Consider the following 21,325-nt stretch of genomic DNA (forward strand, 5'->3'; position numbering starts at 1 on the left):
AGTCGGCGGGATCGGGATCATGAATATCATGCTGGTGGCGGTGACCGAGCGGACCCGGGAGATCGGGATCAGGAAAGCGATCGGCGCCAAACGGCGGGATATTTTCCTGCAGTTTGTCATGGAATCGATCCTGATCACTTTAAGCGGGGCGTTGTTAGGGATAACCCTGGGGACTTTGGCTTCCTGGGGGATAATGAGCGCCCTGAAGCTCGAGGCGGTTATCGCCTATAACGCGGCGGCCATTGCCTGTCTGGTTGCCCTTTTGGTTGGCCTCTTTTTCGGGGTTTATCCGGCGGTTCGGGCCTCAAGGCTTGACCCGGTCGAAGCCTTGAGGTTTGAAGTATGATCTTCTTTCTCTGGGAGAGTTTAAAGCAGGCCTTTCGCTCGCTGGTTTCCAATAAGGTCCGTTCGATCCTGACGATGCTTGGCGTGATCATCGGGATCTTTTCGGTGATCACGCTGGTGACGATCGGCGAAGGGGCGAAGAAATATGTGACCGACCAGGTGCAGAGCCTGGGGGCCGGTTACGATTCTTTTATCATGATCGCGGGGAAAGATAATTCGGTCCCTCCCAATCCGAAGTTCGTCTATGCCGACATCAACTTGATCAAATCCCGGATCCCCGAGGTCAGGGATATCGTCGCTTTAAATCCCGGGAGCGGCGATCTGTATTATGGCAAGAAAAAGTATAAAGCCCCGGTGATCATCGGGACGACCGCCAATAACATGATGTTAATGGGATGGGGTTTATCGTCCGGCCATTTCTTTAATGAGGCTGACGTTGAAGCGCGAAAAAAGGTGGCGATTATCGGCCCGAAAATTGCCAAAGATATTTTCGGTGAGATCAGCCCGCTCGGCGAAAAAATAAAAATCCGGGGGACAAACTATCTGATTATCGGGTTGGCGGAGCCTAAAGGGAGCATCGGCGTTTTCGATATGGACGCCCGGGTGATCATTCCGATCACGACCGCCCAGAATATGATGGGGACGAGCAACATCATGAGAATGAATATTTTTCCCAAGGACGTGGCCAGGATGGACGAGGTCAAAGCCAAAGTCCAAATCCTGATGGAGCGCCGACTGGGAAATGACGACTTCCGTTTTATCACCCAAAAGGGAATCCTTGATATCGTCAATAACATTCTTGGCGTCTTGACCGGGTTCGTGGCCGGGATCGCGGCGATCTCGCTTTTGGTCGGCGGGATCGGGATTATGAACATCATGCTGGTGGCGGTCAACGAACGGGTCAGAGAGATCGGGGTTCGCAAAGCAATCGGCGCCAAGAGCCGCGATATTGTCCTGCAATTTCTGGTGGAATCGATGATGATCGCTTTGATCGGCGGGGTCTTAGGGATCTTACTTGGCTTGGGCGGAGCTTTCTTGATAATGTTCGCCATTAAAGGGGTGCTGGTCATTGCCTGGTGGGCGGTTATCTTGGCGACGGTCGTTTCCGCGGCGGTCGGGATCTTTTTCGGGGTCTATCCGGCGATGCGGGCGGCGGCGCTTGATCCGGTCATCGCTCTTCGTTATGAATAATTAACTAAGCGCCTGGTTGATGATCGCCAGGGCCTGTTCCGGTCGGAACGGTTTCAGGATCAAGCCGTCCAGGTGGAAACCCTCGATCCCCAGCTTTACGGTCTCTTCTTCCATCCCGGTAATGAAAACGACTTTGGTGGGGTAATTCATCCGGACGTGGCGCAGAAATTCCAGCCCATCCATCCCCGGCATGTTGATGTCGGCAATCACGAGGTCGTAAGGTTCGATCTTCAGCGCTTCCAGGGCTTGGACGCCGTCTTCAGCGGCGGTTAGCGAGTGGCCGGCCGGTTTCAGCAGGTCGGCGATAATGTGGCGCATGCTCTCTTGGTCGTCGGCGATTAGGATTTTAGCCATTCGGCAAGCGCTTTCCTGACGTTATCATCGTAATCGACGAAGATCTTTTCGATCACCCCGCTGGAATTAACGCAGAAGGTCGTCGGGATGACCAGGAGCTGGAATTTATTGATCGCGGAAAGTTTTTTGTCGACAAAGACTGGAAAGGTAATCTTATTGTCGCTAAGAAAGGTCTTGACGTCTTTGGCTTTCTTGTCGAAGGAAATGCCGACGATCTCGGCTGTTTGTCCTTTGTTTTTAAGGTCTTGGAGAAAACCGAGGTTGTTCTGGCTTGATTTGCTCCAGCTGGTAAAGAAAACAACGACCGTCTTTTTGTGTTTCTGGACTTCCTGCAGGCTGGTGACCTTCCCTTCGATATTCGGGAGCTCCAGGGCCGGGAGATCGGTTCCGACGCTGACCGCCAGGTCAGCTTTAGCGGCACCGGCCGCAAGCAACAATGCGACTATCAAAATAAGCGTTTTTCTCATGCCAATAAATTATATACCCCTAGGGGGGAAAGTCAACTTAACCGTCCGCCTAGGCGGATTAAGTCGCGCAAATAATTGCTGTACTAAGAAGCATCTTTGATTTAAAATAATCTAATATGAAAGCCAAAATTCCGGCGAACGTGGTCTGGCTCGGATTTGTCAGTCTTTTTAATGATATCGCTTCGGAAATGATCTATCCGATCGTTCCGATCTTCCTGACCGCCGTCTTGGGGGCGCCGATGGCGGTCATTGGTTTGATCGAAGGAGTGGCGGAATCGACCGCCAGCCTGCTCAAGGTCTTTTCCGGTTGGTTTTCCGATCTGATCGGCAAGCGCAAACCGTTGACTGTTTTCGGCTATTCTTTTTCTACTATCTCCAAGCTTTTTCTGGCTCTGGCTTATGCCTGGCCGATGGTCCTTCTGGCCCGCTTTATCGACCGCTTCGGCAAGGGGATTCGGGTCGCGGCCCGCGACGCCCTGATCGCCGATTCGACCGAGCCGGGAAGTCGGGGGGCGGTCTTTGGCTTTCACCGGGCGATGGATACCTTGGGCGCGGTTGGCGGACCGTTATTGGCGATGGGGTTAATGGCGCTCTTTCATGACCGCTTCCGGCTGATCTTTGTGATCTCTTTTATTCCCGCTTTGATCGGGGTCATAATTCTCCAACTTTTCGTTAAAGAGGTCAGAAAGCCGACCCCGCCAAAAGAACGGCTCAAGGTCGGCTGGCGGGATTTTGGGGCGAGATATAATTGGTTCTTACTGATCAGCCTGATTTTTTCCTTGGGGAACAGCTCCGATGTTTTTCTGATCCTGCGGTCCAAAGACCTGGGGTTATCGACTTTTTTGGTGGTTTTTGCTTATGTCATATACAATGTAACTTACGCCGGGCTGTCATACCCGGCCGGTTTAATGGCCGATAAGATCGGTTACCGGAAAGTCATTTTTGCCGGATTTTTTATCTTCGCGCTGGTTTATGCCGGTTTTGCCCTGACCACTTCGGCGGTTTCCGTTTGGGTCCTTTTCGCGGTTTATGGTTTTTATATTGCTTTTACTGAAGGGGTCAGCAAAGCCTATATTGCCGATTTGGCGCCCAAGGACCAAGTCGGGACGGCAATTGGTCTTTATTATACCGTGACCGGCGTGGCGGTCCTCTTTGCCAGTTTGGCGGCTGGTTGGTTATGGGGAACGTACGGTCCGGCCGGTCCTTTTTATTACGGCGCGGTAATGGCGCTCCTTGCTTGCGCCTTGTTTGTTGTTTCGTTGCCGATCTTAAAAGGAGTCAAATGACCAATCGGTTGATGATCGCGCTGGCAATTACGGTTATGATAATGTTGGCCGAATTTATTGGCGGCTACCTGGCCAATAGTCTCGCCTTGATCTCCGATGCCGGCCATATGCTGACCGATTCGATGGTCCTGGTCTTTTCCCTGCTGGCGGCGCTGATCGCCGGGCGCGCGGCCGATAAAGAGCGGACCTTCGGCTATTACCGGGTCGAGATCCTCTCGGCTTTACTTAACGGGACCTTATTGATCGTCCTCGCCGGTTTTATTTTCTACCAGGCGATCGGCCGGTTTACGGCGCCGGAGCCGGTCAACAGCACTTTAATGATGGTCGTGGCGGCGATCGGGCTGGTTGCAAACCTGGCCTCGGCTTTGATCCTGTCGGGGTCGGGACACAATCTGAATGTCAGAGGCGCTTTGCTGCACGTTATTTCGGACGCTCTTTCTTCGGTCGCGGTGGTTGGGGGCGGCCTGCTGATCGCTTTTACCGGGTGGCTGTTTGTCGATCCGCTCCTTGGGATCTTGATCGCTTGCGTCGTCCTTTATGGGGCGATCCGGCTGGTGATCGATTCGGTCAATATTTTACTGGAGTCGGCCCCCAAAGGGGTCGACCCCCACCTGGTGGCGAAAGCGATTAGCCGGGTCAAGGGGATCAAAGGGTTGCACGATCTTCATATTTGGACCATTTCTTCGGGGTTGAATGCGATCTCGGCCCATCTGGAGATCGAACCGAAAGCGGTCAAAAAGGCTCCCCAGATCATCCATGAAGTGGAGCATATGCTTAAAGATAAATATGAGATCAGCCACTCGACCTTTCAGACCGAATGCCAATCGTGCGGTGATGAGTTGTTTTGCATAATGGAGAGAGCAGGCGAAGGGGCGGGGCGCCACCATCATTAGACGACGGCGTCGACTGTCCGGCCGATATTGGTCATTTCTTTTTCGGCCTTCTTGATGATGGCCAGGATCTGGGCGGAAAGATTGAAGCTGGTGTTCAGCGTCCGTTCGGTATCGAGTAATGCCGAGGCGTTCTGCTCCCGGGTCGATTTACCGAGGGCTTGAGCGACCCGGTTTTGCAATCCATTTAATTTATTGGCAGCATTGTTAATGTTCATAACTATTCCTCTTCCATATATATATCGTTAACTTTCAGCCGAAATTTCACTTTTTTTATTGCCGGCCGCGAATTCGGTCGCGACCGGAATTTTTCGCTTCATAGAGAGCGCTATCCGCTTTTTCGTAAAGCAGCTTTTGCAGGCCTGATTTTGCTTCCGGCGACAAAAAATTAGGTTTGACGTCAGGAGTGTAAGCGGCATAGCCGCCGCTGATCGTAACGCTGAAAACTCTGCCGCCGATCGAAAATTTTTCCGCCGCGATTTTTTGCCTTATCCTTTCGAGCGGAATAGGGGCGTCTTGATAAGGAGTTTCATCCAGAAAGACGAAGAATTCTTCTCCGCCGGAGCGGGCGACGATATCGGTGTTCCTTAAATTGCTTTTTATTATTTGCGCGACCCGTTTTAGCACCACGTCGCCGGCTAAATGTCCGTAGGTGTCATTGACCGTCTTGAAATGGTCGATGTCGAATTCGGCGATGGTTAAATGTCGTCCGTAGCGCAACGCCCCGGAAAGCATGCGGTCAAATTCATCTTCCAAACCAAATCGGTTCAAAATCCCCGTTAACTGGTCGGTCTTGACAAGTTTGGACAAAGTCTTGACCTTCTCTGTTAAAAACCGGACCGTTTTTCGTAAATAGACGTTTTCAACGGCCAGACCGAGAAATGATCTTGGGGTCAGACTAGTTTTCACTTTTGCTCTCCATGCTCTGCCTTGTTTTCCGCGATTAATTCGCTGAATTTCACCTTATTATTTACAATTTCAGCGTGCTATAATCAGGGAAATGAGAAAGGTGATGGTCGCCGGGTTTTGCCTGGCCCTCCTATGCGGATGCGCTATGAATAATAAAGCTCTCGATCTTAATAACCTCGACACCTCCGTTAAACCGGGGGCCGATTTTTATCGCTATGCCATCGGCAACTGGCAGAAAAACAACCCGATCCCGGCCGAGTACAGCAGTTGGGGGAGCTTTGTCATCCTGGGAGAAGAGAACCTTATAACCCTGCGGGAGATTATGGAGACGGGCAAAGGACAAGTCGGCGATTTCTACGCCAGCGGGATGGACGAGAAAAAGATCGAAAAGGCGGGGATCAAGCCGCTGGCCGATGAACTCGCCCGGATCGAAGCGATCAATGATCTGAAGGGATTAACTCTGGCGGTGGCGCATCTCCACCAGTACAGCGCCGATCCGCTCTTCCATATCTTTGTTGGTCCCGATTATGCCAATAGCGATCTCAATATTGCCGAATTATACCAAGGAGGACTCAATCTCCCTGACCGGGACTACTACCTCAAAGATGATAAATACTCGAAAGAAATTCGGGCCAAATACCAGCAGTACGTGACTAAGATGTTTATGTTAATGGGAGCGGTAAAGGCGGAGGCAGAGGCGAAAGCCAAGGTGGTCTTGAAGATCGAAACCGGTTTGGCGAAGATCTCCCGTGATAAAGTCGCCCTCCGCGATCCCCGGAAAAACTACAACCCGCTCTCGTTAAAGACCCTGGCGAAGCTCGCTAATAAGTTCGATTGGCCCCTCTATTTTCAGACGATCGGCCTGAAAAAACCGGGGAAGATCAATGTCGGCCAGCCGGAATTTTTTGCCGGGCTCAATCAGCTTATGGCGACGGTCACGATTGCCGACTGGCGGACCTATTTAACCTTCACCCTGGTCAACGATAACGCCGAGTTCTTGAGCTCGGCATTTGTTAATGAAGAGTTTAACTTTTACGGCCGGACCCTGAACGGCAACAAGGTCCTGATGCCCCGCTGGAAACGGGTGGTGGGGACGGTCAACGCCTATCTCGATCAGGCGGTTGGCCGCTTGTTTGTGAAAGAGCGGTTTTCTCCCCAGGCTAAGAGCCGGGCGGGAGAGATGGTGCGCAACATCCGGGCCGCTTTTAAGAAACGGCTGGCGGCTCTCGATTGGATGACCGATAAAACTAAAAAAGAGGCCTTTAAGAAGTTGGCGGCGATGACCTTTAAGATCGGCTATCCGGGGAAATGGCGGGAATACAAGTTTAAAGTTGAGCGGGGAGAATACCTGGCCAATGTTTTCCGGGGAAATTATTTCGATTTTCATTACGAGCTGAATAAGGTGGGGAAGAAGGTTGACCGCAACGAGTGGGGGATGCCGGTCCAGATCGTTAATGCCGGTTACATGCCAACTCGTAACGAGATGCTTTTCCCGGCCGGGATCCTCCAACCCCCGTTCTTTAACGCCGCGGCCGACGATCCGGTCAATTACGGTGCGATCGGGATGGTGATCGCCCACGAAATGACCCACGGCTTTGACGACCAGGGGAGGAAGTTTGATAAGCGGGGGAACCTGAAGGATTGGTGGACCAAGCAGGACGAGGTTAATTTTAAGGCCAAGGCGAAGGCGGTTGTCGAGCAGGCCGAAGCTTTTGAACAATTCCCCGGAATGCCGCTCAACGGGGAGCTGACTTTAGGTGAGAATATAGCTGACCTTGGCGGGGTGAGCATTTCCCATGATGCCCTCCAGTTTGCTTTAGGGAAGAAAAAACAACCGCTCCTCGACGGTCTGACCCCGGAACGGCGCTTTTTCTTGTCATATGCCGAGGTCTGGAAGACCAATATGCGCGACGAGCGGGCCAAGCTTTTAGTGAAGGTCGATCCCCATGCCCCGGCGAAATACCGGGTCAACGGCCCCTTAAGCAATCTCCCAGAATTCTACGCCGCCTTCAATATCGCCTCGAATGAAGCGATGTTCCGTCCGGAAGCGAAACGGGCCAAGGTTTGGTAGATCAGCGCCAGGTCATATAGCTGTTGATAATCGTTGAGCTCAAAGAGTAAATTTGCTCTCGTCTGGTAAGCGCTGCCAAGGTTTTTTGGGTTTCTTCCGGGAATTCTCCTTTGGCCTTGAAAATGTTTTCCATAATAGTGCCGAGCAGCTCAAAATTGCCGCCAAAGTTGTTTTGGTTGAGACCGGCGGCTTCCGTTACTTTAAAAAAATCTTCCAGCCAGCAAGCAATGATTGCGCCAGCGTCACCAAGTTTATCGGCCGGGATCAATTCGGTCGAGTCGAAAATCGCTCCTTCGGGCGACAAATTGTTGCTGGTGTTCGGCCGCTTGAAATGGCCGTCGACTAACGGGAATTTGCAGGTCAGACGGCAATCAAGGACCGCCCTGATATTCTTGCCGAGGTTGGCGGCCAGATTTGCCAGATGTTTCTCCCGTCCGGCGTCGAAACTCTCTTCGGGGAACGAGTCTCTAATGAAGAGCTGATAACTAGCGGCGTTTTCCAGGAAGGCCAATCTTCTGGTGTCGTTCCCCACCGCCCGGGCAAGAACAAATAGGTCGCCGCTGTCGTAATCAGGCAAGAACTTCCGGATGGCCGTTTGGTCGAGCAGTCTGATCCTGGAAAGAGAGATTCCTCCCACCTCGGCTCCGCTGGCGAGCAGCTGCCGGTCGCGGTCGATCGCTTCGGTATCGGCTTCGATCATCCCGCCGACCGGGTCGGCCGTGGCGGGCGGAGGCTGGTGGAACTGGTCAAGGAAAAGGCCGAACTTTTCGAATAAATTGGGATAACCGACCATCACCATTTCCTTGCCCCGCCATTCATCCGCCTGATAGAATGGCATCACTGCTTCGCCGGGCAAGAGCGGGAGTCGGCCGTCTTGCCCCGGCTTGACGGCATGACCGACGTAATTGGCGCCGGCACCTTTAAACTGCAGGCAGCAGCCGGTGTAAAGCGCGGCGTGGCCGAGCGGAGCAAAATGACGGAGCATCATCCTGGCGAAGGCAGGCCAGCGGAACCGCTCTGAAAAAATCGGCCAAGCAATTTTTTCTTCGTCAGTTGGAATATTCTGCCAAATGTTTTCTAATTGTTGTTCCAGGCTGGCGAGCGTTGTTGTTGTGTTCTGTCCGGTCTCATTTAAAAATGAGCTTATATACAGCTCCAGATCTTTCATCGATTTCGGGATAAAAGGTTCGTCTTCAATCCTGGCAAGAGAAAATTGTTTGCCTAAATCCTTGATGGCGCCGTAGACCGGGAAGAAATTGTGATGGGGATCGGACAGGACCCTAGTTCCCCAAACGCAGAAATAAGGGAAAGTTATCTTTTCTCCTTTATTATTTCTGACCGGGGTGAGGCCCAACGTCTCTAATTCCTGGTCGGATAAACGGCGATTTTTTATGTAGAGGCCGCCGGTCAAAGGGACGATATTCCCTTCCTTATGATCGAGGCGGAGAGAGAAGTTGGGGAGGGCGGTTAAGGGGTCAGGCTCCCATTTCGCACCGCGGACAAAATAAAAGGCGGTCTCCGCCAGCAGTAGTTTTTGCGGGGCGTAAGCCAGTCTCGGCCCATCTTTGGTCGAGCAAAAGCCGCCGACGCCGGCTAGCGGGGTGTTTCGCCTCTCTCTAGCGCGCTCTTCGACCTGGTTAGCGGTGTGTCCCCTGAAGACAGGATGTTCAGCCGCGATGATGCCGGCTGAACTTTTGTTAAACATTGGGCAGCCTATGAGCGTATTTTTCCATAGCCTCAGCTCTCTCGGGGTCCATGTGCATGGGTATGCCGATATATACTTCTTCAATGGATGCGACCGGATTTTCCTGATCGGTCGGCTTCCTGCCGTCTTTTTCAGGATAGACCCATAAAGGGGCTTTCCATTTATCCAGAGGTTTAAACCTGACAAGCATTTTCTTCCCCTTTAGTTAAAAGATTCTCTTCTATGGGAACAACCGATTCAAAATAGACAACGCGTCCCGGATCAAATTAGGATAGTAATCAGGGTTGCGCGAACCATTTAGTCCGTCTTGATATTCCCGATATTCGAAGGCCAGTCTGGCGCCGCCCCCAGAATTAAGGTACTCCAGCCATGGTCTGATATCCTCACCGGCCAACCAAGCTTCTATCCGTATTTTCCTTTCAGGGTTATGTCCGATCTCAAATATTTTTGCGCAGGTTCCCCTTAAATATTCCAGCCGATCGCAGCTAAGCGGGCGCACTGGCTTGGGCGGGATCTCGATCTCTTCGACCGGCAGGCCAAGCACCCGCTGGAAATTGATGATAGTTTCGGCCACTTTACAAAACGCATCCCGCCTCACAAGTAAATCTTTCCAGCTGCTCCCATCCGGCCCGCTTTGAGCGTTATATCTTTCTATTTCGGCTTTTGCGAACGCGATCCAGGTTTCGGCCTCCTTTTGTACGGCGAACCAATTATCAAGGGCAAGCCCTTTTCTCCATAAATTCTTGCCCTCGACCAGCAGCGTCATAGGAGCAAAGGCCATCGACGAGGGAGTGATTGGTTCGGGCGAACTTTCTCGCAAGCCGCAGAAGGTGAAAGTTCCTCTGGTCCTGCCGGGAGTCACGTCCACAAGCTGATTGAGCTCTAAGGCAGGACGTTGTCCCGAGAGCGGTCCGGTCCGGGCTACGCCGCTTTGTCTTTCCACCAGGGAGACGCTGACTATTCTGCGATTCTGGTCGATATACGAAACCCGGGCCAAAAAATGCGGGGCTCCCGGTCCTGTTCTGGATATGCCGCTCATAAATTATCTCCTTTTATGCCGAATTCTTGTGACAAATAGTTATCCTTTGATAGAAGCCGGAATTTCAACGATTTTGGTCCCTGGCCGCCTTCAGCCCATCCAAAAAAAGGCCGAGCGCGGTCATGTAAATAATCGACGGATAAAACCGGCTAATTGCCTCGTAAATCGAAAGTTTTTCCGGCAGGCGGCGCCGCGCTTTGAGCAGTTTTGCTATGCCGAGGTTATGGCCTTTCCCGCAAACCCGCATGAATCTTTTGAGATCGCGGACAGAGAAGTAGCTGCTGCCCAGGATTTCATTTAACAATTTATTTAACCGAGCGTCGACGATTGGCAGATTTACCGGCAATTGTTTCACCGCGCCGGCGGGACTGACGACCTTATGACAGTTGCGCGGATCGATCAAGGCGGCAAGGCGGCTGTTCTCAAAGGCGGAGAGATTGACGTTTACGGAAAGCGACATCGTTTTGAATTGCCGCATAGTTCGCTTAATGTTTTCCAACTGGTCGATCAGAATATCGAGCGTGATATCCGGAAAGGTCAGGATGGAGTAATGGACCTGTTTTATGCCGCGGCGGTCGAGAGCCTGCATCAGTTTTTCCGCCATCTCAAAGGTGTAGCCTCCCTTGCCTAAATATTTTAAGACGGCGGGATGGAAGCCGTCGGTCCCGATCTTGACGCTCAATGGCTTAACGGCGGCCAGCAGATCGAGCAGTTGTTTATCCAGTTTGCCGCGCCGGAAAAAAGAGCCGACGCCTCCCTGGAAATCGAAGCGGAAAGAGTGCGACAGGGCCGGGTCGGCGGCGACCGCCCGCAGGAAAGAGACCGCCCGGGCGCGGTCCTGGAAGAAATCGTCGTCGTCGAAGGTCACCTCTCTGGCGGCGGGCGGGAGGATCCCTTTTTTAACCATCAGGTCGATCCGTTTGAGTTCCTGGACGATCCGCTCCGCCGTCCAGGCGATCGGCTGGAGGTGATACTTGTGCGAGCAGAATACGCAGCGGTAGCGGCAGCCGCGCCTGGTGTTGAGCCGCAGGGCGCCGACCATTTTTATTTCAGCGACCAGTTCCGGATAGCCGACTAGCGCTGGCTGGGCATTGAGCTCCTCGACGCTCAATATGTTTGGCCGTTCGTCCCAATGCTCGAAATTCCCGGCTTTGACGTAGGTGCCGCGCAGTTCCATGATCGCCGCTTGGTCGACAGTTTGGCCGATCAGGGCGGAGACCAAAATGGGGAGCGCTTTTTCGCCGTCCCCTTTGACCAGGGCAGTCCCTGCCGGAAAAAATGTCGCCAGGTCTTTTAAGTTGGCGCAGGTGTTGACCGCCGGGCCCCCGACAATGATCTTGGCCTCGGGGAGCAATTTCCTGATCCAATGGGCTTACTTGAGAGTCTCTCCAAACAGGTCGTCATATAATGATAAGGCGAAGACGAGTGGGCGCCCTTCGCCGGCCAGCCGGCCGGACAACGCTTTCTTTTCGCCTTCACCCATTTTAATAAAGGGGAGCCGCTGAAACTCGACTCTTCCCGCGCCGGCTTCCCTTACGGCCAGGGCCAAGGCGAGGGCGGCATTGGTGATCGAGGAGTATTCTTTGTCCGGGATGGAGCTTTTGTCGATAAAACGCATATCGAAGACAACAATTGGCTTTCCGCTCCGACGGACGGCCCGGACAGCTGACGGAAAGACCGGCAGGAATTTTCTGATAGCTAGTTCCATATAATTGCTTATCTGGTCCTGGCGGTGGTAATTTCAACCGAAAATTACCCCTTGACAAAATATAGTGAAATACCATATAATCCCTATCGATATAGTAGAGTATAGGGAGGTGGGCGATGAAGATAACGTTTAAAGGTGATTACGCGCTAAAGGCGGTCCTGGACTTGAGCGCCCATTTTGGTACGGCCCAGCGGATCGAGGAGATCGCCAAGCGGCAGGATATCCCGGTGAAATTTCTGGAGCAGATCCTCCTTTCATTAAAGAAGGGGGGCTTTGTCCGTAGCCTCCGGGGGCGGAGCGGCGGGTATGAACTAGCCCGTTCGCCGGAGAAGATCACCCTCGGGCAGGTTATTCGTTACGTGGAGGGACCGATCGAGCCGATCAGCTGTGTTTTGAAAAAGGGTAGGACCCGCTGTGACTTTGCCGACCGCTGCGCCCTGTACGATGTCTTTGACGAGATCGGCGTCTATCTGGCCAAGAAGGTCGATTCGCTGACCTTCGCCGAACTGCGCGACCGGCAAAAGAAGAAAGAGATCCAGGGGAAGAAGTACCTGGATTATTCAATATAATTAAGGAGGAAAAGAAAATGACTAAGATTGCAAATAGTATCGTTGAGTTGGTTGGCGGGACCCCATTATTGAAGTTGAACAGGTTCGCGGCCGATGTCCCGGCGACGATCCTGGCCAAGCTGGAGTTCTTTAATCCGGCAAGTTCGGTGAAGGACCGGATCGGCGCGGCGATGATCGAAGCGGGGGAGAAGGCCGGTAAGATCAAAAAGGGGACGGTGATCATCGAGCCGACTTCCGGCAACACCGGGATCGCTTTAGCCTGGGTCTGCGCCGCGAAAGGATACAAACTGATCTTAACGATGCCCGAAACGATGAGCGTGGAGCGCCGCAGTCTCCTTAAATTCCTCGGCGCCGAGATCGTCCTGACCGAAGGAGCCAAAGGGATGAAAGGGGCGATCGAGAAAGCCCAGGAGCTGGCCAAAGAACATAAGAACGCCTATATTCCCCAGCAGTTCGAAAATCCGGCCAATCCGGAAATCCACCGGAAGACAACGGCGGAAGAGATCTGGCGCGACAGCGGCGGCCAAGTCGATATTTTTGTGGCCGGGGTCGGGACCGGCGGGACGATCACCGGAGTCGGTGAATTTTTAAAAAAGAAGAATAAAAATATTAAAGTGATCGCGGTCGAGCCGTCCGATTCGCCGGTCTTAAGCGGCGGCCAGCCCGGTCCCCACAAGATCCAGGGGATTGGCGCCGGTTTTGTCCCGAGTGTCCTTAACCGGTCGATTATTGACGAGATCGTTAAAGTGACCAATGACGAAGCCTTTGAGGCTTCCCGGACGATCGCCAGGACCGATGGAATCCTCGTCGGGATCTCCAGCGGCGCCGCTTTGCACGCCGCTAAAACCATGGCCGCCAGGCCAGAGAATAAAGGAAAGACTATTATTGCTCTGCTCCCTGACGCGGCCGAAAGATACATTAGCACGTTACTGTTCCCGAAAGAATAAAACAGGAGGAAAATAAAATGACGCATAAAGACGAGACCATCTTATTGCACGCCGGACAGGTCGTTGATTCCGACACCGGGTCGCGGGCGGTCCCAATTTATCAGACGACTTCGTATGTTTTCAAGGACAGCGAACATGCGGCCAATCTTTTTGGGCTGAAGGAGTTCGGCAACATTTATACCCGGCTGATGAACCCGACGACCGACGTTCTGGAAAAACGGATCGCGGCGCTTGACGGCGGCGTGGCCGCGCTAGCCGTCGCTTCCGGCCAGTCGGCGATCACTCTCTCGATCCTGAACATCGCCAAAGCGGGGGACGAAATCGTTTCGGCCGACAATCTTTACGGCGGGACCTACACTTTGTTCGCCCACACCTTTGCCAAATTCGGGATCAAGGTGACCTTTGTCGATTCGTCCGACCCGGAGAATTTCCGGAAAGCGATCACTCCGAAGACTAAGGCGATCTACGCCGAAACGATCGGCAACCCGAAGCTGAACGTGACCGATCTGGAGAAACTGGCCAAAGTTGCCCACGACAACGGGATCCCGCTGATCGTTGACAACACCGCGACTCCGTACCTGGTAAAACCAATCGCTTATGGGGCCGACATCGTCGTTTATTCGGCGACCAAGTTTATCGGCGGACACGGGACCTCGCTCGGCGGTTTGATCGTCGACTCCGGCAAGTTCAATTGGGAGAACGGAAAGTTCCCGCTGATCACCGAGCCCGACCCGAGCTACCACGGTTTGAAGTTTGTCGATGCTCTCCGGCCGCTGGGGAATATCGCTTACATTATTAAGGCGCGGGTGACCTTGCTCCGCGATCTTGGACCGGCCCTCTCGCCGTTCAATTCTTTCCTCTTGATCCAAGGGTTGGAGACTTTGCATTTACGGATCGAACGCCATTCCCAGAACGCCTTAGCGGTCGCGAAATTTCTGGAAAAACACCCGAAAGTGGATTGGGTCAATTATCCCGGTCTTGATTCCAGCAAGGACAAGCCGCTGGCCGACAAATATTTGCGCCGGGGGGCGGGGGCAATCATTGGTTTCGGCATCAAGGGGGGGCTGGAAGCCGGGAAAAAGTTCATTAATAATGTGAAGCTTCTTTCGCACTTAGCTAACATTGGCGATGCCAAGTCGCTGGTCATCCATCCCGCTTCGACGACCCATTCCCAGTTGAGCGAGAAAGAACAGCTCGCGACCGGCGTGACGCCCGACTTTATCCGCTTATCGATCGGCATTGAGAATGTTGATGATATAATAGCGGATATCGACCAGGCCCTGAACCAAGCGTAGGAGGGGTCCTTATTTTACTGGTAGAGACCAAATATTTTGAGTTCCCGGAGCTGTCACTGGAGAGCGGCGAGAAGCTCGGGCCGGTTACGGTCGCTTACGAGGCCTATGGTTCTCTAAACGACGATAAAAGTAACGCGATCCTGATCTTTCACGCCCTCTCCGGTGACGCCCACGTTGCCGGCCGCCATTCGCCCGAAGATAAAAAGCCGGGCTGGTGGGATAACATGGTCGGTTCCGGTAAAGCTTTTGACACGGATAAATATTTCGTGCTTTGCGCCAATGTCCTGGGGGGATGCACCGGTTCGACCGGCCCTTCGTCGGTTAATTCAAAGACTAGCAAGCCCTACGGTCTTGCTTTTCCTTTAATCACCGTCAAAGACATGGTCAATTGCCAGCTTAAACTGCTCGATTACCTGGGGATCAGAACGCTCCTGGCGGCGACCGGCGGCTCAATGGGGGGGATGCTCGCGCTGCAATTGGCGGTCAGTGCTCCGGACCGGGTCAAGAACATTATCGGCGTGGCGACCTCGGCTCACGTCTCGGCGCAGAACATCGCTTTCAATGAAGTTGGCCGGCGGGCAATTATTAGCGATCCTCACTGGTACGGCGGTTCATATTATGATAAAACGCCGCCAAACGATGGCTTGACCATCGCCCGGATGATCGGGCACATTACCTATCTAAGCGATAAGACGATGCGCGAGAAGTTCGGCCGTAAAGTCCAGCCGGGGAAGGGTTTCGCCGCCAAGTTTGGCGATCCCCAGTTCGAGGTTGAAAGCTATCTCAAGTACAAGGGGACGACCTTTACCGAACGGTTCGACGCCAACAGCTATCTTTACATCACCAAAGCGATCGACCTTTTTAACCTGGAAGACGAAGGCGGGGGCTCGCTGGTTGAAGCTTTCAAGAAGGCGACCAGCCGGTTCCTGCTTATTCATTTTACTTCCGACTGGCTCTTTCCGGAATACCAGGCGCTGGAAGTTGTCGACGCGCTGAAAGAGACGGCTAACGTTTCTTACCGGGTGATCGATTCCAGCTACGGGCACGACGCCTTCCTGCTGGAAGAAGAAGCCTTGACCAAGACGATCGTCAGTTTTCTTGAAGGAGCGAAATAATGGGTTACCGGACCAAGATCAAACCCGATTACAATATCATCGAAAGCCTGATCCCGGCCGGGGCCAAGGTCCTCGATTTGGGGTGCGGCGACGGGACCCTTCTTTCCCTGCTGACCGAACGCAAAAAAGTGCAGGGGATGGGGGTCGATATTTACGCCGATGGTTTGAATGCCTGTCTTAAAAAGGGACTGCCGGTCCTCCAGCTCGACTTGAACAAGGGGCTCTCTATCTTTAAGGCCGGATCGTTCGATTATGTCGTCTTGAACATGACCTTGCAGGCAACTTATAATCCGTTGCAGTTGATCCAGGAGATGGTCCGGGTCGGCCGCAAAGCGATCGTCGGCTTTCCGAATTTCGGGCATTGGAAGCTGGTCCTGAATCTTTTGCTTAGCGAGCGGATGCCGAAAAACAAAACGCTCCCTTACGAGTGGTACAACACGCCCAACATTCGCCTGATGACGATCAAGGATTTCCGGGTCCTTTGCCGGGATAACGGGATCAAGATCATCGGCGAAACCTATCTGGGCGAAGATGGTGAAAAGATCGGCGGCCGCCTGACCAGTTGGCGCGCCTCCGAAGGGATTTTCCTCCTTTCCCAATAGCCGGATTTTAGTTATAATAACTCCATCATGCCAAAAAGAGAGAGCGGAGTTCTGCTCCATATCACGTCGCTCCCGTCCGCCTACGGAATAGGGGACTTAGGCCCCAGCGCCCGCGAATTCGTCGATTTTCTGGCCGAGAGCAAACAGCGTTACTGGCAGGTCCTGCCGCTTAACCCGACCAATTCCGCTTGCGGCAATTCGCCGTACAGCAGTTTTTCCTCGTACGCGGCGAATCCGTATCTAATTAGCCCCGGGCTCCTCTTGCGCGACGGTTTGATCACCCGCGAAGATATTGTCCCGTTTCCCCGGCACGCCGAGGATAAGGTCGATTTTGAAGCGGTCCGGCTCTATAAGAACCGGATCTTCAAGCTGGCTTTTGAACGTTTTAAGGTTGGCCGCGATAAATGGACCTATGACCTTTTCTGTTCCAACAACAAGCATTGGCTTGATGATTTTGCTCTGTTCGTCGTCTTGAAAGATCATTTCCAGGGTAAAATGTGGAACACCTGGCCGAAAGAACTGCGCGACCGGGACCATCAGGCTTTAGCCGAAGCGCGGCGCAACTTCCAGGAAGAGATCGAGCGGGAAAAATTCCAACAATATCTCTTCTTTACCCAATGGGAAGAGTTGAAAAAGTACTGCGCGGAAAAAGGGGTCAAGATCTTCGGCGATATCCCGATCTACGTCAGCTTTGACAGCGCCGATGTCTGGACCAACCCCCAACTCTTCAAGCTTGATGACGATAAAAATCCGACCTTTGTAGCGGGCGTGCCGCCGGATTATTTCAGCCAGACCGGCCAACGCTGGGGAAACCCGGTCTATGATTGGGATAAGCTTCGGCAGACCGGTTATGAGTGGTGGATCAAGCGCTTAACGCATAATCTAGCCTTGTTTGACCTGATCCGGATCGATCACTTTCGCGGGCTGGTCGGTTTCTGGCAGATCCCGGCGGCCGAAGAGACCGCCGTCAACGGTTCCTGGGTGAGCGTTCCGGCCGAGGACTTTTTCTTCCGCCTGACCAAACATTTCAAACACCTGCCGGTCGTGGCCGAAGACCTGGGGATCATTACCGATGATGTTCGGGAGACGATGCGCCGCTTCGGTTTCTGGGGGATGAAGGTCCTCCTCTTTGCTTTTGGCGAAGAGAACTCCCATCATCCGTATCTCCCTCATAACTTTACGCCGGAGTGCGTTGTTTATACTGGGACTCATGATAACAACACTACGCGCGGCTGGTTCGACCACGAGGCGCGGCATGACGAAAAGGAGCGTCTGGCCCGTTATTTGGGCCGGGCGGTACACGGTCACGAGGTTAACTGGGATATGATCCGGCTGGCGCTGGAATCGGTCGCCGCGCTGGCAATCTTGCCGATGCAGGATCTTCTGGGATTAGGGGAGAAAGCGCGGATGAACAAGCCGGGGACCCCGAAGGGGAATTGGGATTGGCGGATGATCCCGCACCAAATCACCCCGCAATTAACCTTGAAGCTCTGGAAAATGACCGACGAATACGGCCGGGGCTAATTAGCGGTAGTTGTTGAATTGAAGGGCGATCGGTAAATTAGCGGCGTTGACCTTCTGCATGACAGCTTGCAAATCATCGATTTTCTTGGCAATCACCCTAACGCTGTCCCCCTGAATTTGCGCTTGAACTTTTAACCCTGAAGCTTTGATTAATTTAGTGATCTCTTTGGCCTGCTCCTGCTCGATCCCGTTTTTGATCTTGATCGTTTGTTTGACTGTCCCGCCGAGAGCCGTCTCAATTTTACCAAACTCAAAAAACTTGAGGGAGAGCTGACGGCGGGCCAGTTTTTCCTGCAAAATATTGACGACGTTCTTCAATTTGAACTCGTCTTCCGAGATTAAAACGATCTTGTCGTCCCCTTGTTTCTCGATGGAGCTGACGCTCCCTTTGAAATCGAAACGGTTGGCCAATTCCTTGACCGCCATTTGCACGGCGTTATCGAGCTCCTGCAGGTTCGGTTTGGAGACGATGTCAAAGGTATGGTCTTGTGCCATGATTACTCCTGAAGGGCCGTGATGACCGCTTGGGCGAACTCTTCGGCCGCTTCAGCTCCGCTGCCGGTTACAACCTTGCCATCAGTTTCGACCGCCCGGCCGGTAACGTTAACGCCGACACCTTTAAGCGCCCGCTTGCCGTAAAGCGAAACCGCCGCTTTCTTCCCTTTACCGAGCGCGCCGCCGTTCACCAAGGCGATGGGGGCGAGGGAGAGGCCGCCGATGACCTTATCTTCTTTGACCGCTTTAGCGATCAGGCCGGTCGCTGTTTCGCTATGGTTATAAACGGTTACCCCTGGTCCGCCGATGAAAATAAGGGCGTCATAATCGGCCGCTTTGGCGTTCTTCAGGAGCCCGCAATTGACTTTAGCGCCAAACACGCCGTAAGCGGTTTTCGTGGTTGAGGCAACGGAGACCAGCAGGCCGGCCTCTTCAAAGGTCTTTTTAACCGCGGCAAATTCTTTATCGTCAAATTTACTGGGAGCGACAACGAGCAGGACCTTTTTCCCTTCAACGGACGAACCCGCTTCCGCGGTCGCTTCTCCGGAGACGAGCTCAACTTTTAAGATCTCGAGCTTATAGTCATCCTTGGGAGCGGGACCGCCCATCGCGGAGACCGGACCGGCAATCAACAAAGCACAGAAACAAAGAGACAGCGCAGCAATTCTTTTCATTTTACTTCATTCCTCCCGTTTACTTTTACTATCTTGGCCTTCAAGGCCTTTGCTTCCTTTAGCGTTGCCAGGGCGTAGGCGATAATGACGACTTTTTCCCCCTTATGTCCGAGCTTGGCGGCCGGACCGCGGAGCGAGATCTCGCCCGGCCGGCCTTCGATCACGTAAGTCTCGAAGCGGTGGCTGTTGTCGAAATTAAGGACGTGGACCTTTTCCCCCGGGACCAGGCCGGCCGCTTTGATCAGCTTTTTGTCGATGGCGATGCTCCCCTCGTAATAGGGGTGAGTGTCGGTCACGGTCGCCATATGAATCTTTGATTTTAAAACGGAAATCAGCATCTCTTTGAGTATAGCGAAAAAGCCTTGATATTTCAAGGAATAAGCTGAAAGCTTAAAGCAATAAGCGGAAACCGTCCTCTTGGAAGCCAGCGACAGTATCGTCGCGGCTTCCAAAAAATATCGTGATATAATTTAGATGGACATGAGATTAATAACGATTGGCCTGATATGTTTGCTTGCGATTTCTCCAGTCTTGGCGACTACGGCTGAAGTGGCCGCTGCCGTGCCGGCTCCTGTCGTGGCCAGCACTGAAGCCAAGCCGGCCAATTTTTTGACCGAATTTGATATTGTTTTTTGGCAAACTGCTCCTTTTGCCGCTCTCTGGACCTATGTGTTCGATCGGCTCATTTTTTCTTCTCAACCGGTTCATTGGGACGCGATCGGTATTTTAGGGACGGTGATCTCGGTCGGCAACGCTTCTATCCGGGCGAATAAGGCAACGCATGATCGAAATTGGCGAAGTTATTAAGCTTGATGGCGGGCAAGCTGAAGTCCTTTTTCAGCGGAATCCGGCTTGCGGGAACTGCACCGCCTGCCGGGCCCAGGCGGACGGCACGCTAAAAACAATGGCCGACAACGCGATCGGCGCCAAACTTGGCGAGCGGGTCGAAGTGGAGTTTTCCAGCCGCTCCTTTGCCCGGGCGGCCCTAATCGTTTTTGGCCTGCCGGTGGTTTTGTTGTTCCTCGGATATTATCTGGGGGGGGTTCTTGGCGCGCTGCTTTTTCTCCTGGCCAGTTTTGGCCTGATCCTGATCCTGGACCGCTTTTTTTCGAAAAATAACGCACCGAGGATAATTGCCTTATGCACGAAGCGACCGTAGCTGAAGCGATTTTGAGTCTGGTCCTCCGCTCGATCCCGGAAGAGGTTGTTCGGGTCAAGCGGGTCAATCTGGTCGTTGGCGCTTTCGGCGGGGTGGAGAAAGAATCGCTCGACCTTTACTTTAACGCTTTAAGCCAGGGAACGAAAGCCGAAGGGGCGACGTTGGTTATGACGGTCAAGCCGGCCAAACTGACCTGCCGGAGCTGCGGGGAGCTCTCCTTCTACGATGGCCGGGAAAAACTCCGGGAGACCTGCCTTAAATGCGGCGGACCGAACCGGGTGGAAAAAGAAAAGCTGTTCTATATCGATAATATTGAGGTAGAAAATGAAAATTGAAATTAAAAGATCTATCTTCGCGACCAACGATCAAGAAGCCGAAGCGGTCAGAAAGAAGCTGGCCGGGTTAGAATTGGCGGCGGTTAACCTCCTTGCTTCGCCGGGAGCGGGGAAGACCAGCCTCCTCCTTCGTCTGCTTGCTCTTCTCGCGCCGAAGATGGCGGTAGGGGTGATCGAAGGGGATGTTGCTTCGTCGATCGACGCTGAAAAGATCAAGGCGGCCGGTTACCCGGTCGTTCAGCTTAATACCGACGGCGGCTGTCACTTGAGCGCCGCCATGATCGGTCCCGCCCTCGACCAATTGGGGCTCAAAGGACCGGGGATCGTCTTTATCGAGAATATCGGTAACCTGATCTGTCCGGCCGAGTTCGACCTGGGGGAGAGCCTCCGGCTGGTCGAAGCGAGCGTCCCGGAAGGGGACGATAAGCCGGTGAAGTACCCGGGGATTTTCCAGACCGCCGACGCGATCGTCGTTAACAAGATCGACCTCTTGGGGCAGGTCGAGTTCGATCCGGAGCTTTTTAACTCCCGGGTGAAGGTCTTAAACGACCGGGCACCGGTTTTTTCCGTCTCCTGCCGGGCCAATACCGGGCTCGAACCGCTGGCCGACTGGCTGATAAAGCAATTGACAAGAGGGCTCTAAAT

27 protein-coding genes are annotated in these 21,325 nt (G+C 53.2%); 15 read left to right on the top strand and 12 right to left on the bottom strand.

Annotation, left to right across the window (positions count from 1 at the left end; all coding sequences use genetic code 11):
- Positions 1–28: 28 nt before the first annotated feature.
- On the top strand, positions 29–346 hold the full coding sequence (locus WC772_00950; protein MFA6169324.1) for an FtsX-like permease family protein: 318 nt from the start codon (positions 29–31) through the stop codon (positions 344–346).
- Positions 343–1,536 (top strand): ABC transporter permease, encoded by a 1,194-nt coding sequence (locus WC772_00955; GenBank protein MFA6169325.1) that lies wholly within the window; start codon positions 343–345, stop codon positions 1,534–1,536. Before WC772_00950 ends, WC772_00955 begins: the two co-directional genes overlap by 4 nt.
- Here WC772_00955 and WC772_00960 read toward each other — a convergent pair whose 3' ends face one another.
- Positions 1,537–1,890 carry a response regulator gene (locus tag WC772_00960; GenBank protein ID MFA6169326.1) on the bottom strand — a complete coding sequence of 118 codons (354 nt, stop codon included), beginning with the start codon at positions 1,888–1,890 and terminating at the stop codon, positions 1,537–1,539. It lies immediately after the preceding gene.
- Positions 1,875–2,357 (bottom strand): TlpA disulfide reductase family protein, encoded by a 483-nt coding sequence (locus WC772_00965; GenBank protein ID MFA6169327.1) that lies wholly within the window; start codon positions 2,355–2,357, stop codon positions 1,875–1,877. Before WC772_00965 ends, WC772_00960 begins: the two co-directional genes overlap by 16 nt.
- Before the next feature lie 116 nt (positions 2,358–2,473).
- On the opposite strand from WC772_00965, the gene WC772_00970 reads away from it, so the two are divergent.
- Together WC772_00970 and WC772_00975 are read left to right on the top strand one after the other, a co-directional pair.
- A complete protein-coding gene (locus tag WC772_00970) occupies positions 2,474–3,643 on the top strand; it encodes an MFS transporter (GenBank protein MFA6169328.1) in 1,170 nt (389 codons plus the stop codon).
- Positions 3,640–4,536, top strand: coding sequence for a cation diffusion facilitator family transporter (locus WC772_00975; protein MFA6169329.1), 897 nt, complete (start codon positions 3,640–3,642; stop codon positions 4,534–4,536). The genes WC772_00970 and WC772_00975 overlap by 4 nt, the downstream gene beginning before the upstream one ends.
- On the opposite strand, the gene WC772_00980 is transcribed toward WC772_00975, so the two are convergent.
- Both WC772_00980 and WC772_00985 read right to left on the bottom strand, forming a co-directional pair.
- Positions 4,533–4,751 carry a hypothetical protein gene (locus WC772_00980; protein MFA6169330.1) on the bottom strand — a complete coding sequence of 73 codons (219 nt, stop codon included), beginning with the start codon at positions 4,749–4,751 and terminating at the stop codon, positions 4,533–4,535. The genes WC772_00975 and WC772_00980 overlap by 4 nt on opposite strands.
- 55 nt (positions 4,752–4,806) lie before the next feature.
- On the bottom strand, positions 4,807–5,442 hold the full coding sequence (locus WC772_00985) for a GGDEF domain-containing protein (protein MFA6169331.1): 636 nt from the start codon (positions 5,440–5,442) through the stop codon (positions 4,807–4,809).
- A 145-nt stretch (positions 5,443–5,587) separates the two neighbouring features.
- Between WC772_00985 and WC772_00990 the strand changes: the two genes are divergently transcribed.
- Positions 5,588–7,513: a M13 family metallopeptidase gene (locus tag WC772_00990; protein MFA6169332.1), complete on the top strand. Its 1,926-nt coding sequence runs from the start codon at positions 5,588–5,590 to the stop codon at positions 7,511–7,513.
- Between the two features lies 1 nt (position 7,514).
- Here the strand turns inward: WC772_00990 and WC772_00995 are convergent, their stop codons facing one another.
- From WC772_00995 to WC772_01015, 5 genes are all read right to left on the bottom strand, one after another.
- A complete protein-coding gene (locus WC772_00995) occupies positions 7,515–9,218 on the bottom strand; it encodes a hypothetical protein (protein MFA6169333.1) in 1,704 nt (567 codons plus the stop codon).
- Complete coding sequence (locus WC772_01000; GenBank protein ID MFA6169334.1) at positions 9,211–9,408, bottom strand: hypothetical protein; 198 nt, start codon at positions 9,406–9,408, stop codon at positions 9,211–9,213. The genes WC772_00995 and WC772_01000 overlap by 8 nt, the downstream gene beginning before the upstream one ends.
- Before the next feature lie 30 nt (positions 9,409–9,438).
- Entirely contained in the window at positions 9,439–10,257 is an 819-nt protein-coding gene (locus WC772_01005; protein ID MFA6169335.1) for a hypothetical protein, read from the bottom strand.
- A gap of 64 nt (positions 10,258–10,321) precedes the next feature.
- Positions 10,322–11,611: a radical SAM protein gene (locus WC772_01010; protein ID MFA6169336.1), complete on the bottom strand. Its 1,290-nt coding sequence runs from the start codon at positions 11,609–11,611 to the stop codon at positions 10,322–10,324.
- An 18-nt stretch (positions 11,612–11,629) separates the two neighbouring features.
- Positions 11,630–11,965: a hypothetical protein gene (locus tag WC772_01015; protein ID MFA6169337.1), complete on the bottom strand. Its 336-nt coding sequence runs from the start codon at positions 11,963–11,965 to the stop codon at positions 11,630–11,632.
- Positions 11,966–12,081: 116 nt separating this feature from the next.
- Between WC772_01015 and WC772_01020 the strand changes: the two genes are divergently transcribed.
- From WC772_01020 to malQ, 6 genes are read left to right on the top strand one after another with little or no spacing between them, the layout of a single operon-like run.
- Positions 12,082–12,534, top strand: a complete 453-nt coding sequence (locus WC772_01020) for an Rrf2 family transcriptional regulator (GenBank protein ID MFA6169338.1) — start codon at positions 12,082–12,084, stop codon at positions 12,532–12,534.
- A gap of 17 nt (positions 12,535–12,551) precedes the next feature.
- Positions 12,552–13,481, top strand: a complete 930-nt coding sequence (gene cysK / locus WC772_01025) for a cysteine synthase A (GenBank protein MFA6169339.1) — start codon at positions 12,552–12,554, stop codon at positions 13,479–13,481.
- A gap of 17 nt (positions 13,482–13,498) precedes the next feature.
- Positions 13,499–14,776 carry a homocysteine synthase gene (locus WC772_01030; protein ID MFA6169340.1) on the top strand — a complete coding sequence of 426 codons (1,278 nt, stop codon included), beginning with the start codon at positions 13,499–13,501 and terminating at the stop codon, positions 14,774–14,776.
- Positions 14,777–14,826: 50 nt separating this feature from the next.
- The gene (locus WC772_01035; protein MFA6169341.1) at positions 14,827–15,891 is read left to right on the top strand and encodes a homoserine O-acetyltransferase; all 1,065 of its coding nucleotides are present in this window, start codon (positions 14,827–14,829) and stop codon (positions 15,889–15,891) included.
- Positions 15,891–16,493 carry a methionine biosynthesis protein MetW gene (gene metW / locus WC772_01040; GenBank protein MFA6169342.1) on the top strand — a complete coding sequence of 201 codons (603 nt, stop codon included), beginning with the start codon at positions 15,891–15,893 and terminating at the stop codon, positions 16,491–16,493. The genes WC772_01035 and metW overlap by 1 nt, the downstream gene beginning before the upstream one ends.
- Positions 16,494–16,520: 27 nt before the next feature.
- Positions 16,521–18,017 carry a 4-alpha-glucanotransferase gene (gene malQ / locus WC772_01045; GenBank protein MFA6169343.1) on the top strand — a complete coding sequence of 499 codons (1,497 nt, stop codon included), beginning with the start codon at positions 16,521–16,523 and terminating at the stop codon, positions 18,015–18,017.
- Here malQ and WC772_01050 read toward each other — a convergent pair whose 3' ends face one another.
- From WC772_01050 to panD, 3 genes are read right to left on the bottom strand one after another with little or no spacing between them, the layout of a single operon-like run.
- On the bottom strand, positions 18,018–18,512 hold the full coding sequence (locus WC772_01050) for a YajQ family cyclic di-GMP-binding protein (GenBank protein ID MFA6169344.1): 495 nt from the start codon (positions 18,510–18,512) through the stop codon (positions 18,018–18,020).
- 2 nt (positions 18,513–18,514) lie between these two features.
- Positions 18,515–19,186 carry a DJ-1/PfpI family protein gene (locus WC772_01055; GenBank protein MFA6169345.1) on the bottom strand — a complete coding sequence of 224 codons (672 nt, stop codon included), beginning with the start codon at positions 19,184–19,186 and terminating at the stop codon, positions 18,515–18,517.
- Positions 19,183–19,524: an aspartate 1-decarboxylase gene (gene panD / locus WC772_01060; protein MFA6169346.1), complete on the bottom strand. Its 342-nt coding sequence runs from the start codon at positions 19,522–19,524 to the stop codon at positions 19,183–19,185. Before panD ends, WC772_01055 begins: the two co-directional genes overlap by 4 nt.
- Before the next feature lie 136 nt (positions 19,525–19,660).
- On the opposite strand from panD, the gene WC772_01065 reads away from it, so the two are divergent.
- Genes WC772_01065 through hypB form a run of 4 tightly spaced genes read left to right on the top strand, consistent with a single transcriptional unit; the run spans position 19,661 to position 21,323 of the window.
- Positions 19,661–19,993 carry a hypothetical protein gene (locus WC772_01065; protein ID MFA6169347.1) on the top strand — a complete coding sequence of 111 codons (333 nt, stop codon included), beginning with the start codon at positions 19,661–19,663 and terminating at the stop codon, positions 19,991–19,993.
- Positions 19,968–20,345 carry a SoxR reducing system RseC family protein gene (locus WC772_01070; GenBank protein MFA6169348.1) on the top strand — a complete coding sequence of 126 codons (378 nt, stop codon included), beginning with the start codon at positions 19,968–19,970 and terminating at the stop codon, positions 20,343–20,345. The genes WC772_01065 and WC772_01070 overlap by 26 nt, the downstream gene beginning before the upstream one ends.
- On the top strand, positions 20,327–20,680 hold the full coding sequence (locus WC772_01075) for a hydrogenase maturation nickel metallochaperone HypA (GenBank protein ID MFA6169349.1): 354 nt from the start codon (positions 20,327–20,329) through the stop codon (positions 20,678–20,680). Before WC772_01070 ends, WC772_01075 begins: the two co-directional genes overlap by 19 nt.
- The gene (gene hypB / locus WC772_01080) at positions 20,670–21,323 is read left to right on the top strand and encodes a hydrogenase nickel incorporation protein HypB (protein ID MFA6169350.1); all 654 of its coding nucleotides are present in this window, start codon (positions 20,670–20,672) and stop codon (positions 21,321–21,323) included. The genes WC772_01075 and hypB overlap by 11 nt, the downstream gene beginning before the upstream one ends.
- Positions 21,324–21,325 lie beyond the last annotated feature (2 nt).

This window comes from Candidatus Margulisiibacteriota bacterium (assembly GCA_041661965.1).
GTDB lineage: Bacteria > Margulisbacteria > WOR-1 > O2-12-FULL-45-9 > XYB2-FULL-48-7 > XYB2-FULL-45-9.